The following is a 13,458-nucleotide window of genomic DNA, read 5'->3' on the forward strand; positions in this document are numbered from 1 at the left end:
AACCACCATGAAACGCTTTTCGGGCTTCGGCCTTCTCAAACACTCCCTCAGCCACCACGAGAACTGGCAGCGCATGTGGCGCACGCCGACGCCGAAGAAAGTCTACGACGTGGTCATCGTCGGCGGTGGCGGCCATGGCCTGGCCACGGCCTACTACCTGGCCAAGGAGCACGGCATCACCAACGTCGCGGTGGTCGAGAAGGGCTGGCTGGGCGGCGGCAACACCGCTCGCAACACCACCATCGTGCGCTCCAACTACCTCTGGGACGAGTCGGCGCGCCTGTACGAACATGCCATGAAGCTGTGGGAGGGGCTGTCCCAGGACCTGAACTACAACGTCATGTTCTCCCAGCGCGGCGTCTACAACCTGTGCCACACCTTGCAGGACATGCGTGACTCCGAACGCCGCGTGAGCGCCAACCGACTCAATGGCGTGGATGGCGAACTGCTGAACACCGAGCAGGTGGCGGCCGAGATTCCCTACCTGGACTGTTCGAAGAACACCCGCTATCCGATCCTCGGCGCCACCGTCCAGCGTCGCGGCGGCGTGGCCCGTCACGATGCCGTGGCCTGGGGCTTCGCCCGCGCTGCCGACGCCTTGGGCGTGGACCTGATCCAGCAGACCGAAGTGATCGGCTTTCGCAAGGAGAACGGCGCGGTCATCGGCGTGGAAACCAACAAGGGTTTCATCGGCGCCAAGCGCGTCGGCGTGGTCACTGCCGGCAACTCCGGGCACATGGCGCGCCTGGCCGGCTTCCGCCTGCCACTGGAATCGCATCCGCTGCAGGCACTGGTTTCCGAGCCGATCAAGCCGATCATCGACAGCGTGATCATGTCCAACGCGGTACACGGCTACATCAGCCAGTCGGACAAGGGCGACCTGGTCATCGGCGCTGGCATCGACGGCTATGTGGGCTATGGCCAACGGGGTTCCTACCCGGTCATCGAGCACACCATCCAGGCCATCGTGGAGATGTTCCCGATCCTCTCGCGCGTGCGCATGAATCGTCAGTGGGGCGGCATCGTCGATACCTGCCCGGACGCCTGCCCGATCATCTCCAAGACGCCGGTCAAGAATCTGTTCTTCAACTGCGGCTGGGGTACCGGCGGCTTCAAGGCCACGCCGGGTTCGGGCAACATCTTCGCGGCCAGCCTGGCCAAGGGCGAGATGCACCCGATCGCCAAGCCGTTCTCCATCGAGCGGTTCCACAATGGCGCGCTGATCGATGAACACGGCGCCGCTGCCGTCGCCCACTAACCGGAGACAACGTCATGTTGCATATTTTCTGTCCCCACTGCGGCGAGCTGCGCTCCGAGGAAGAATTCCACCCTTCGGGCCAGGCGCACATCGCTCGTCCACTGGATCCGGCTGCCTGCTCCGACGCGGAGTGGGGCGAGTACATGTTCTTCCGTGACAACCCGCGTGGCATCCATCATGAGCTTTGGGACCACGTCGCCGGCTGCCGCCAGTACTTCAACGTCACCCGCAACACCGAGACCTACGAGATCCTGGAAACCTACAAGATTGGCGAGAAGCCAAGAATGGCCGCTCGCGAACACACACCCGCGCACTCGGCGGCCGTCAACGCACGGGGAGAAAACGTATGAGCCAGACCTATCGCCTCTCCAGTGGTGGCCGCATCGACCGCAGCAAGGTCCTGAACTTCACCTTCAACGGCAAGACCTACCAGGGTTATGCCGGCGATTCCCTGGCCGCCGCGCTGCTGGCCAACGGTGTCGACATCGTCGGACGCAGCTTCAAGTACTCGCGTGCGCGCGGGATCATCGCCGCCGGCTCCGAAGAGCCGAACGCGATCCTGCAGCTTGGCTCGAGCGAGTCGACCCAGGTGCCCAACGTGCGTGCTACCCAGCAGGCGCTGTATTCCGGCCTGGTCGCCACGAGCACCAACGGCTGGCCGAACGTCAACAACGATGTCATGGGCATCATTGGCAAGGTCGGCGGCAACATGATGCCGCCAGGGTTCTACTACAAGACCTTCATGTACCCCAAGTCGTTCTGGATGACCTACGAGAAGTACATCCGCAAGGCGGCCGGCCTGGGCCGTTCGCCGCTGCAGAACGACCCTGACAGCTACGACTACATGAACCAGCACTGCGACGTGCTGGTCGTCGGCGGTGGTCCCGCTGGCCTGGCGGCTGCCCTGGCAGCCGGTCGCAGCGGCGCGCGGGTGATCCTGACAGACGAACAGGAAGAGTTCGGCGGCAGCCTGCTCGACACCCGTGAAACCCTCGATGGCAAGCCGGCCGCCGACTGGGTCGCGGCCACCGTCGCCGAGCTACAGGCGCTGCCCGAGGTGACCTTGCTGCCGCGCGCCACGGTCAACGGCTACCACGACCACAACTTCCTGACCATCCACGAACGTCTGACCGACCACCTCGGCGACCGTGCGCCTATCGGCCAGGTTCGCCACCGCGTCCACCGCGTCCGCGCCAAGCGCGTGGTACTGGCCGCCGGGGCCCAGGAGCGTCCGCTGGTCTACGGCAACAACGATCTGCCAGGCAACATGGTGGCCGGAGCGATTTCCACCTATGTGCGTCGTTATGGCGTGGCGCCTGGCCGCAAGCTGGTGCTGTCGACCACCAACGATCATGCCTACCGCGCCGCGCTGGACTGGCACGACGCCGGCCTGCAGGTGGTGGCCATCGCCGATGCGCGTCACAACCCGCGTGGCTCGCTGGTCGAGGAAGCACGCGCCAAGGGCATCCGCATCCTGACCTCCAGCGCGGTGGTCGAGACCCGTGGCGGCAAGCATGTCAGCGCTGCCCGAGTGGCGGCCATCGACGTACCGGCGCACAAGGTCACCAGCCCGGGCGAATGGCTCGATTGCGACCTGGTCGGCACCTCCGGCGGCTACAGCCCGGTGGTTCACCTGGCCTCGCACTTGGGCGGGCGTCCTGTCTGGCGTGAAGACATCCTTGGTTTCGTACCGGGCGATGCGCCGCAGAAACGTGTCTGCGTCGGTGGCGTCAATGGCGTCTATGCCTTGGGTGACGTGCTGGCCGACGGTTTCGAAGGCGGCGCCCGCGCGGCCAACGAAGCCGGCTTCAAGGCCAGTGTCGGTACGCTGCCCAAGGCCATCGCGCGCAAGGAAGAGGCCACCGTCGGTCTGTTCCAGGTGCCGCACGACAAGGGCACCGCGCGGGCGCCCAAGCAGTTCGTCGACCAGCAGAACGACGTCACCGCCGCGGCCATCGAGCTGGCCACCCGCGAAGGTTTCGAGTCGGTCGAGCACGTCAAGCGCTATACCGCACTGGGCTTCGGCACCGACCAGGGCAAGCTGGGCAACATCAACGGCCTGGCCATCGCCGCCCGTTCGCTGGGAATCACCATCGCGCAGATGGGCACCACCATGTTCCGCCCCAACTACACGCCGGTGGCCTTCGGCGCCGTGGCTGGCCGGCATTGCGGCCACCTGTTCGAGCCCGTGCGCTTCACCGCCCTGCATGCCTGGCACTTGAAGAACGGCGCCGAGTTCGAGGATGTCGGCCAGTGGAAGCGTCCGTGGTACTTCCCCAAGCCTGGCGAAGACATCCATGCCGCCGTGGCCCGCGAATGCAAGGCCGTGCGGGACAGCGTCGGCCTGCTCGACGCCTCGACCCTCGGCAAGATCGACATCCAGGGCCCGGATGCGCGTGAGTTCCTCAACCGCGTGTACACCAACGCCTGGACCAAGCTCGACGTAGGCAAGGCTCGCTATGGCCTGATGTGCAAGGAAGACGGCATGGTCTTCGACGACGGCGTGACCGCCTGCGTCGGCGACAACCACTTCATCATGACCACCACCACCGGCGGCGCCGCGCGTGTCCTGCAGTGGCTGGAGCTGTACCACCAGACCGAGTGGCCGGAACTGAAGGTCTACTTCACTTCGGTCACCGACCACTGGGCGACCCTGACGCTGTCCGGCCCCAACAGCCGCAAGCTGCTGGCCGAAGTCACCGACATCGACCTGGACAAGGAAGCCTTCCCGTTCATGACCTGGAAGGAGGGCCTGGTCGCCGACGTGCCGGCGCGCGTGTTCCGTATCTCGTTCACCGGCGAGCTGTCGTATGAGGTCAACATCCAGGCCAACTACGCCATGGGCGTGCTGGAGAAGATCGTCGAGGCCGGCAAGAAGTACAACCTGACCCCATATGGCACCGAGACCATGCATGTGCTGCGCGCCGAGAAGGGCTTCATCATCGTCGGACAGGACACCGACGGCTCGATGACCCCGGACGACCTGAACATGAGCTGGTGCGTCGGTCGCAACAAGCCGTTCTCCTGGATCGGCCTGCGCGGCATGAACCGCGAGGACTGCGTACGCGAGAACCGCAAGCAACTGGTCGGCATCAAGCCGCTGGACCCGACCAAGTGGCTGGCCGAAGGCGCTCAGCTGATCTTCGACCCGAACCAGCCGATCCCGCAGGACATGGTCGGCCATATCACCTCCAGCTATGCCCACAACTCGCTGGGGTATTCCTTCGCGATGGGCGTGGTCAAGGGCGGGCTCAAGCGCATGGGTGAGCGTATCTGGGTATCGCAATCCGACGGTAGCGTGACCGAAGCGCAAATCGTGCCTTCGGTCTTCTTCGATCCGAAGGGTGAACGGCAGAACGTCTGAGGCTCAGGCCGGATACGCCGGAAGGGAGCCCCGGCATGGCGGGAGCGGCGCACGGCCCTCCCGGCCATCCTCGGCCTGCCGCTCGCAGGTCTTTGCGGTCAACAGAATTCAAGGCGGATAAGTAATGAGCACCATCAACGTTTATCAGCAGAACCCCAGCGCCAACGTCAAGGCCGAGAGCCCGCTGCATCACGCGGACCTTGCCAGCCTGGTCGGCAAGGGTCGCAAGAGCGCCGGCGTGACCCTGCGCGAAAAGAAATTCCTCGGTCACCTGACTCTTCGTGGCGATGGCCACGATCCAGCCTTCGCCTCAGGGGTGAAGAAGGCCCTGGGCCTGGAACTGCCGGTCGCCCTGACCGTGGTCGCCGATGGCCAGACCTCCCTGCAATGGGTAGGTCCGGACGAATGGCTGCTGATCGTGCCAGGCGGGCAAGAGTTCGAAGTCGAGCAGAAACTGCGCGCCGCGCTCGAGGGGCTGCATATCCAGGTGGTCAACGTCAGCGGTGGGCAGACCCTGCTGGAGTTGCGCGGCCCGAATGTGCGCGAGGTGCTGATGAAGTCCACCAGCTACGATGTGCATCCCAACAACTTCCCGGTCGGCAAGGCGGTCGGTACCGTGTTCGCCAAGTCGCAGCTGGTGATCCGGCGCACCGCCGAAGACACCTGGGAGCTGGTGATCCGTCGCAGCTTTGCCGACTACTGGTGGCTGTGGCTGCAGGATGCCTCGGCCGAATATGGCCTGAGCGTCGAAGCCTAGGAGAACGATCGATGAGCCGAGCACCGGACACCTGGATCCTGACCGCCGACTGCCCGAGCAAGCTCGGTACCGTCGATGTGGTGACACGCTTTCTGCACGAGCAGCAATGCTACGTGACCGAGCATCACTCGTTCGATGATCGGTTGTCCGGCCGCTTCTTCATTCGTGTCGAGTTCCGCCAGCCCGAGGCGTTCGACGAGACCGCGTTTCGCGCCGGCCTTGCCGAGCGCAGCGAGGGTTTCGGCATGGCGTTCGAGCTGACCGCCCCCAATCACCGCCCCAAGGTGGTGATCATGGTGTCCAAGGCCGACCATTGCCTCAATGACCTGCTCTATCGTCAGCGTATCGGCCAATTGGCCATGGACGTGGTCGCGGTGATTTCCAATCACCCTGATCTGGAACCCCTGGCTCAGTGGCACAAGATCCCCTATCACCATTTCCCGCTCGATCCCAAGGACAAGCCGGCCCAGGAAAGCAAGGTGTTGCAGGTGATCGAGGACACCGGCGCCGAACTGGTGATCCTCGCCCGCTACATGCAGGTGCTGTCGCCAGAGCTGTGCCGGCGCCTGGACGGCTGGGCCATCAACATTCATCACTCGCTGCTGCCGGGCTTCAAGGGTGCCAAGCCCTACCACCAGGCTTACAACAAGGGCGTGAAGATGGTCGGCGCCACCGCGCATTACATCAACAACGACCTGGACGAAGGACCGATCATCGCCCAGGGCGTCGAGACCGTGGATCACAGCCATTACCCCGAGGACCTGATCGCCAAGGGGCGCGATATCGAGTGCCTGACCCTGGCGCGAGCGGTGGGGTATCACATTGAGAAGCGCGTGTTCCTCAATGCCAATCGGACGGTGGTGCTGTAGGGACAGTGCCGGGTCTGCATCGAGGGTGAGGGGCCACGTGTGGCTTGCAGGGCAGAGGTGCGGGCTGGCTGATAGAAGTTGTACCGACGCTATCGCGGGCAAGCCCGCTCCCCCATCTGTAGCAATACCGAGGTGGTGCAGGCAGGCGCGATCTTCCGTGGCAGCGGCTGTCTTTTCCTGGTCTGGCGGGATGACTGCGTTGTGGGTGGGCCCTGCGGGCCCAATCGCGGCACAGGGGCCGCTCCTACATGGGCCGTGCTGGCCTGCCGCTACGGTGGTGGGTGTAGGAGCGGCCCCTGTGCCGCGATTGGGCCTGAAAGGCCCACAACGCAGTCAACGCATCAGGCCATGCTTGAAAGCAAGGCAAGGCTTTCGTACCAACGCCCGCACACACACGCAGGCCAACCTTCTCCCACCGACGGCTGACGCTCCAAAGCAAGTCACTGTCGTTCCCAGTCACCGTACCTCCTTCCGACAAGACCACAATGGATCGCACCAAATGCGCGGCCCTGTACGCCTTTGCGCCGTGGCAGGCCTCCTTCCACGGCATCCGCAACATCTGTCGCCCTGGAAGGGCGGCGCTTCAACCACCGCTGCATAACTAGAATTCAAGCGAGGTAAGAGCATGTCAGGCAATCGTGGAGTGGTGTATCTCGGCGCCGGCAAGGTCGAGGTGCAGAAGATCGACTACCCGAAAATGCAGGACCCGCGTGGCAGGAAGATCGAACACGGGGTGATCCTCAAGGTAGTCTCCACCAACATCTGCGGCTCTGACCAGCATATGGTCCGTGGTCGCACCACCGCCCAGGTCGGCCTGGTCCTAGGCCATGAAATCACTGGCGAAATCGTCGAGAAAGGCAGCGACGTCGAGCGCATGCAGATCGGCGATCTGGTGTCGGTGCCGTTCAACGTCGCCTGTGGTCGGTGCCGTTCCTGCAAGGAAATGCACACCGGCGTCTGCCTGACCGTCAACCCGGCCCGTGCCGGCGGTGCCTACGGTTACGTCGACATGGGTGACTGGACCGGTGGCCAGGCCGAATACGTGCTGGTACCGTACGCCGACTTCAACCTGCTGAAACTGCCCGAGCGCGACAAGGCCATGGAGAAGATCCGTGACCTGACCTGCCTGTCCGACATTCTGCCAACCGGCTACCACGGTGCCGTGACCGCCGGCGTTGGCCCGGGCAGTACCGTCTACGTCGCCGGTGCTGGCCCGGTCGGCCTGGCCGCCGCCGCTTCGGCCCGCCTGCTGGGCGCGGCTTGCGTCATCGTTGGCGACCTCAACCCGGCCCGCCTGGCCCACGCCAAGTCGCAGGGCTTCGAAGTGGTCGACCTGTCCAAGGACACCCCGCTGCACGAGCAGATCGTCGACATCCTCGGCGAGCCGGAAGTGGACTGTGCGGTCGACGCCGTTGGCTTCGAAGCCCGTGGCCATGGCCATGAAGGCGCCAAGCACGAGGCGCCAGCCACCGTGCTGAACTCGCTGATGCAGGTCACCCGCGTGGCCGGCAGCATCGGTATTCCAGGCCTGTACGTGACCGAAGACCCAGGCGCGGTGGACGCCGCGGCGAAGATCGGCGCGTTGAGCATCCGCTTCGGCCTGGGCTGGGCCAAGTCGCATAGCTTCCACACCGGTCAGACTCCGACCATGAAGTACAACCGCCAGTTGATGCAGGCGATCATGTGGGACCGAATCAACATCGCCGAGGTGGTCGGCGTGCAGGTGATCAACCTGGATCAGGCGCCGGAAGGGTATGGCGAGTTCGATGCAGGGGTACCGAAGAAGTTCGTGATCGACCCGCACAAGATGTGGGGTGCGGCGTAACGAGCGCCTAGTCAACGAGCCCCTCGAAGCGAGGGGCTCGTTTTCCATCCGCCGACGGGCTTCAACTGCCAGGTCCGAGCTGTACACCCTGCTCATGCCCAGCGGATATCCACTCGCGCCAGGGCCGAAGCCATCGCCGTTAACCAAGCGTCGAGCGACGCAAGACCAGGCTCGGGTCGTGACCATGGGCTGGGAAGGCATGCGCGTCCTTTTCGCCCCCTTGCTGCACGGCCGGTACCGCGTCCTTGTCATGCGTGGCGAGCGGACCCGTCTCGCCAGCGTCGCTCACATGCAGTTCCGCGAGCGGTATTTCTGCATGGCGAAGGAGCGCGCGGTATTGGTCGCTTTGTCGGACGGTGACGAGCTTTTCGTGTTGATAGAAGAACAATGATCTGTCTGACGCGGTGTCCATGTCTTGGCTCCAGGTATAGGCTGAAACGTGCGAGTGGCTCGAGAGGGAAATGCAGGAAGGCTTCGATCCATTTGCTGCCACTATGCATGCTTGAGCGGCGGCGTCACCACTATCTGGGTTAGCCAAGTACCAAGCAACTGACAGAACTGCTGGAGCTGCAGTGATTGATACGCGCCGGGGATCGAGGTTGTCGAAGGTTGGTCAAAGACAGACTGACAGTATTGTCAGTTGTGATGAGGTATTTGATATGGTCCGATCGCGTTGAGTTTCTCTAGGAGTCATTGCCATGACGCATATACAGGAATCCTCTTCAGCGAAATCGACCCGGCAAGATGCTTCATGCGGGTCGCCGTGCGCGACCCACTATTTTTATACAGGCAACAGGTTGTCTGGTGAAAGAGCAGGCACGGACTTGCGCAGTTTTGTGCGTGTGGGAGAGCTGCAGCTTGCCGAAAAAGATGGAGTCGCATCGGCCGCCGGCTTGTCGGTTACGGACGACCATCAATCGGTAGTCGGTAAAGTGGAAGCTGCATCTGCACAACCGTTAGCTTATACGCCATATGGTTATCGCAAGCCAGGCGGGGCAGCACTCGGCTTCAACGGCGAACGCCTCGACCCGATCACTCATCACTACGCGCTGGGGCAGGGTGTACGGATTTTCAATACCGTTCTGATGCGATTCAACAGCGCGGATGGCTGGAGTCCGTTCGGCAAGGGTGGGCTCAATGCCTATGCCTACTGCTCGGGTGATCCGGTCAATTTCACCGATCCGAGCGGGCATATCATCTACTCTCCCCGGATAGACACAGGGATGAGGAACTGGCGGACGAGATCCCGCATCAGCACGCTCTATAAGAAGGCGCCTGCGGCAAAGGCTTATATCGATGATCTAGGCGCTGATTTAGCGAGCCACCATGGTGGAAATCTGATAACGGCCCCTCTGAAAGCCCGAGCTCGTGCGACGGAAAAGATCATGACAACGTTCGGCGGTGATCCTCGAAAGATCAATGACGTCGCTCGGAACACGCTGGTCGTCGAGTCCAATCAGACTCAAGCAGTAGTGCATAGCTTATCAAGACTTGACAATGTGTCGTTGAGCATAATCAAGGCAGAGAACACGCCCGTTGGCTACAGCGGCATACATGCGAAGATCGCTACACCAGCAGGCCCCCTGGCAGAAATGCAAATCCATACGCCTGAAATGATTTATGCGAATCTACCCATGAACGTTGCAAGGCAGGCACTTGGGGCCGAGCGTTATGGCCAGCTGCGCACATTTGCTCAAATGCACGGTTATGAAGGCGGACAAGGTCATAAGTATTACGAGGTTTACCGCGCTCAAAACCTTTCTCAGGCTGTCAGGGAAGAAGCACGCCAGGCTGGACGCGACTATTATAGCTTCATGAATAATGGCTACATCAGGTTGTAGTTGCCAATCCGCTGCGTGAGCCATTGCGGAACTGCCGGCAACCGGATTGAGCATGAAGGATTGGCCGGTCCGATCATGTCAGTTGCGGTTGTGGGCAGAGTTCTATTCGACTCAGGCTGTCACGGTTCTGAGCTGGGTAATAGCTGCCTCGATGCGGTCAAATTCGGTCCCCAGGTTCGAAATTTTTCGATCGTAATGACTTATGGAGCGTCTGGCTTTTGCAATTCTTTGCTCGTAATATTTCCACATGTCGCTCCCGTAAGAGGTCCTCGTTTGGCTTCGAAGTTCATTGGTGAAGGCCGCTGTATAGAGCTGTTTTTTTAGTTTCTGCTGGGCTATATAGCCGCTATAGTGATCCCTTGCGCGCTCCAGCTTTTTATCCAAGTTGGGCGTTTGGACGGTCAAATGCTTGATCATCTCGCCTGGGTACAATTTCAGGGAGTCGGAATAGCTGGGCGGCATCTCTGCGTTTGCCACAGCGCTTGAGTAACTGGGGGGAGATGGGCGCTGGTCATGATGATTTTGAAGGTTCATGATAGCGTTCACCTGCTTGGGGAACTTGGGCCGAAACACATGACCTGGCAGGCGGCGAATGCGAAATCTACCTGAAGGGTCTATGTGGTTGATCGGGTCGCCATTGCAGTACATGTATGCATTTGACCCGCCTTTGCCGAACGGACTCGATTCATCGGCTGAGTGGAAGCGCATCAATGAAGGATTGAAGACACGAACGCCATTGCCGAGCAGATACCAGAGCAATTGAGGATCCATGCGCTCACCATTGAAGGCTAGCACCGAAGAGTTTCGTTTCACGTCGTGCAAATAGCCGTAGCAGGTGTAGCGGCGCGACACGCGTCTATCGAAATCTCCGTCTGATAATATCGAGCCGTTGCCATCGGTCGATAAGAGATCGCCAGGCTCGCTACGTTCTGGTGCATGTTCGACCAAAGGAATTCCAATGCCGCGCATAATCGATCGGGCCTTGGTACATTCGCAAACCGTGGAAAGTTTGGAACTTTGATAAAAATAAGCTGTGCTGGCCAAGCGCATCTTTTTCATTGGCTCACCGGTGGGTTGGATAATTTCTTGAAAACGTGGTCAGGGCATGTTGAGACTTTGTAGAGTGTCTATCAACTGGCATAAATGCTGGGTGACTCCCTCGGTCTTGGCGGCGTGCCATGCCACACGTAGACATTCGTTGACCGGAGCAGAGCTGGAACAAGCGCCATGACTGGTCGTCGAACAGCTTGCTTTACCACAAGAGATCATTCTTATGAAGGTATCTACCCTGACAGTCCTCATGGTGCTGGTTGCTGACCCCACCTTGGCCTTCACTCTCGACGATGCCATCAATACTGCTTCGGCAATCCAGAACCAGAGCGGCCACGAAGCTTCGGTCCAGACACCGCTGGCCTCGGCGCGATTGCTCAATGTGCTTGGCAGCGAACTCAAGGTCACGCCTGGACAGGCGCTGGGTGGTGCGAGTGCGATGCTTGGCATGGCACGCAACAACCTGGACGAGACCCAGTACAACCAGCTCATCGAGGCGGCCCCTGGACTGGACATGCTCGCCACCGTCAACGCCTTCGGTGGGCTACGAGGGTTGGACGAGCTGCTCGGCCAGAACAGCCAGCGACGGTTGCCCCTCGCCAACGCCTTGGGCAATGTCGGGGACCTCGATGATCTGGTCAGCGCCTTCAAGGCGCTGGAGATGGATGGGGCAATGATCGACCAATTCGCACCGCTGCTCCTGCAGTACCTGGCGCAGCAGGGCATTGCCGGTTCGCTGCTGCAGAGCCTGGGGGCCTTGTGGTCCGCGCCGGCTGCCGGGCCATCGGTTTGAGCGCCGTCTGACGCCTGGCCTTCTGGACGGGCAACGACTCAACACAGCTCTGCGCGCAATCGCTCGATCCGCAGGTCTTTCTCTTGCCACAGGCCATTCACCCAGTCCTGCACGGCCTGGCGAAACACCGGATCGCTCTCGTAGTCGCCGGCCCACAGGCTCGGATCGAGTTCACGCACCTGGATGTCCACGATCACCTTGGGGATGGCACCCCTGAGCAGATCCCAGAACCCCGGCGCACGATCGCCTGGATAGACGATGGTCACATCGAGCAAGGCATCGAGCTGTTCGCCCAACGCGGCCAGCACGAAGGCGACGCCACCGGCCTTTGGCTTGAGCAGGTGGCGGTAGGGCGACTGCTGGACCTTGCGCTTGGTTTCGGTGAAGCGCGTGCCTTCGAGATAGTTGACCACGGTGACCGGCTGGCGCTTGAACAGTTCGCACGCGGCCTTGGTGATTTCCAGGTCCTTGCCCTTGAGATGCGGGTGTTTGTCCAGAAAGGCCTTGCTGTAGCGTTTCATGAAGGGGTAGTCCAGACCCCACCAGGCCAGGCCGAGCAAGGGGACCCAGATCAGTTCCTTCTTCAGGAAGAACTTGAAGAACGGCACGCGTCGGTTGAGGCTTTCCATCAGCGCGGGGATGTCGACCCAGCTTTGATGATTGCTGACTGCCAGGTAGGAAGTATCCAGGCGCAGCTTCTCGACGCCACGGATGTCCCAGCGCGTCGGGATGCACCAGGCGAAGATCAGCCGGTCGATCGCGGCCCAGGTTTGCGCGACCCACATGACCGCGCGCGAGGCCAGGTCCCGGCCGCGAGACGGCAGGACCAGCTTGAGCAGGGCGAAGACCAGCAGCGGGCAGATCAGCACGAGGGTATTGAGCAACAGCAGGAGAGTGACGAAGATGCCGGTGAACAGGCGACGCATAGGGGACTCTTGTTGTAGGACGTTAGCGATCGGCCATGATAAGCATCGCCCGGCGGCACGCCAAATAGGCCGAGCCGGACGGTAGAAACAAATGTTTCACATTGTGATCGATAAGCTCGGCATCGTTCGCCCTGCGTTCGCTGGCAACGGCTGCCGGCAAGCTTGCTGCGTGCGCCCGAAAACTTGCCGCTGCCGCTGACGTCCAACCCCTGTCTTGTCTCAAGGAAGCGTATCTCGTGAAAGCAATGTTCGCTCTGTTGTCACTGCTGGCCCTACCGGTCATGGCTGCCGATCCGACCCTTTATGGGCGTTACGAATACATTGGCCTGCCGGAGATCGGCCAGACGCTGAAGGCGAAGATGGATACCGGTGCCTTGACCGCGTCGCTGTCGGCAAAGGACATCGAGCGCTTCACCCGTGAGGGTGAAGATTGGGTTCGTTTCCGGCTGGCCACTCGGGACGCCGATGGCAAGGTCTACGAGCACAGGCTGGCACGCATCAGCAAGATCAAGAGCCGGGCCGACGAGGACGAAGAAGGCGAGGCCGCCGAAGCGGCGAAGCGGCCGGTGGTCGAGCTGGAGCTGTGCCTGGGGGACGTGAAGCGCACGGTCGAGGTGAACTTGACCGACCGCAGCAGCTTCAATTATCCGCTACTGATCGGCGCCAAGGCGCTGCGCGAGTTCAAGGCGGCGGTGGACCCGGCGCGGCGATATACGGCGGACAAGCCGGATTGTTGAGAACGCCGCCGCAAAGGCGCCTTGATTGCCCGTTGCAA

At 61.6% G+C, this 13,458-nt stretch carries 12 protein-coding genes; 9 read left to right on the plus strand and 3 right to left on the minus strand.

Annotation, left to right across the window (positions count from 1 at the left end; all coding sequences use genetic code 11):
- The first annotated feature begins 7 nt into the window (after nucleotides 1-7).
- From ACY8GK_RS17515 to fdhA, 6 genes are all read left to right on the plus strand, one after another.
- Nucleotides 8-1,258, plus strand: coding sequence for a sarcosine oxidase subunit beta family protein (locus tag ACY8GK_RS17515; protein ID WP_196179384.1), 1,251 nt, complete (start codon nucleotides 8-10; stop codon nucleotides 1,256-1,258).
- A 14-nt stretch (nucleotides 1,259-1,272) separates the two neighbouring features.
- On the plus strand, nucleotides 1,273-1,608 hold the full coding sequence (locus ACY8GK_RS17520; protein WP_230375969.1) for a sarcosine oxidase subunit delta: 336 nt from the start codon (nucleotides 1,273-1,275) through the stop codon (nucleotides 1,606-1,608).
- Nucleotides 1,605-4,622, plus strand: a complete 3,018-nt coding sequence (locus tag ACY8GK_RS17525) for a sarcosine oxidase subunit alpha (RefSeq protein WP_462401717.1) — start codon at nucleotides 1,605-1,607, stop codon at nucleotides 4,620-4,622. The genes ACY8GK_RS17520 and ACY8GK_RS17525 overlap by 4 nt, the downstream gene beginning before the upstream one ends.
- A 124-nt stretch (nucleotides 4,623-4,746) precedes the next feature.
- Nucleotides 4,747-5,379 carry a sarcosine oxidase subunit gamma gene (locus ACY8GK_RS17530; RefSeq protein WP_196179379.1) on the plus strand — a complete coding sequence of 211 codons (633 nt, stop codon included), beginning with the start codon at nucleotides 4,747-4,749 and terminating at the stop codon, nucleotides 5,377-5,379.
- 11 nt (nucleotides 5,380-5,390) lie between these two features.
- Nucleotides 5,391-6,248, plus strand: coding sequence for a formyltetrahydrofolate deformylase (gene purU, locus ACY8GK_RS17535; protein WP_196179377.1), 858 nt, complete (start codon nucleotides 5,391-5,393; stop codon nucleotides 6,246-6,248).
- 625 nt (nucleotides 6,249-6,873) lie between these two features.
- A complete protein-coding gene (gene fdhA, locus ACY8GK_RS17540) occupies nucleotides 6,874-8,073 on the plus strand; it encodes a formaldehyde dehydrogenase, glutathione-independent (protein ID WP_196179375.1) in 1,200 nt (399 codons plus the stop codon).
- A 139-nt stretch (nucleotides 8,074-8,212) separates the two neighbouring features.
- Here fdhA and ACY8GK_RS17545 read toward each other — a convergent pair whose 3' ends face one another.
- Nucleotides 8,213-8,485, minus strand: coding sequence for a hypothetical protein (locus tag ACY8GK_RS17545; protein WP_462401718.1), 273 nt, complete (start codon nucleotides 8,483-8,485; stop codon nucleotides 8,213-8,215).
- A gap of 286 nt (nucleotides 8,486-8,771) precedes the next feature.
- On the opposite strand from ACY8GK_RS17545, the gene ACY8GK_RS17550 reads away from it, so the two are divergent.
- Nucleotides 8,772-9,914 (plus strand): RHS repeat-associated core domain-containing protein, encoded by a 1,143-nt coding sequence (locus tag ACY8GK_RS17550; RefSeq protein ID WP_462401719.1) that lies wholly within the window; start codon nucleotides 8,772-8,774, stop codon nucleotides 9,912-9,914.
- Between the two features lie 111 nt (nucleotides 9,915-10,025).
- Here the strand turns inward: ACY8GK_RS17550 and ACY8GK_RS17555 are convergent, their stop codons facing one another.
- The gene (locus ACY8GK_RS17555) at nucleotides 10,026-10,973 is read right to left on the minus strand and encodes an RHS repeat-associated core domain-containing protein (protein ID WP_462401720.1); all 948 of its coding nucleotides are present in this window, start codon (nucleotides 10,971-10,973) and stop codon (nucleotides 10,026-10,028) included.
- A 214-nt stretch (nucleotides 10,974-11,187) separates the two neighbouring features.
- On the opposite strand from ACY8GK_RS17555, the gene ACY8GK_RS17560 reads away from it, so the two are divergent.
- The gene (locus ACY8GK_RS17560; RefSeq protein WP_462401721.1) at nucleotides 11,188-11,757 is read left to right on the plus strand and encodes a DUF2780 domain-containing protein; all 570 of its coding nucleotides are present in this window, start codon (nucleotides 11,188-11,190) and stop codon (nucleotides 11,755-11,757) included.
- Between the two features lie 38 nt (nucleotides 11,758-11,795).
- On the opposite strand, the gene ACY8GK_RS17565 is transcribed toward ACY8GK_RS17560, so the two are convergent.
- Nucleotides 11,796-12,683 carry an acyltransferase gene (locus tag ACY8GK_RS17565; protein WP_462401722.1) on the minus strand — a complete coding sequence of 296 codons (888 nt, stop codon included), beginning with the start codon at nucleotides 12,681-12,683 and terminating at the stop codon, nucleotides 11,796-11,798.
- Nucleotides 12,684-12,919: 236 nt separating this feature from the next.
- Here ACY8GK_RS17565 and rloA2 point away from each other — a divergent pair, with 236 nt between their 5' ends.
- Nucleotides 12,920-13,420 (plus strand): retropepsin-like aspartic peptidase RloA2, encoded by a 501-nt coding sequence (gene rloA2 / locus ACY8GK_RS17570; RefSeq protein ID WP_196179365.1) that lies wholly within the window; start codon nucleotides 12,920-12,922, stop codon nucleotides 13,418-13,420.
- The last annotated feature ends 38 nt before the right edge of the window (nucleotides 13,421-13,458 follow it).

The organism is Pseudomonas sp. Marseille-QA0332, assembly GCF_054950175.1.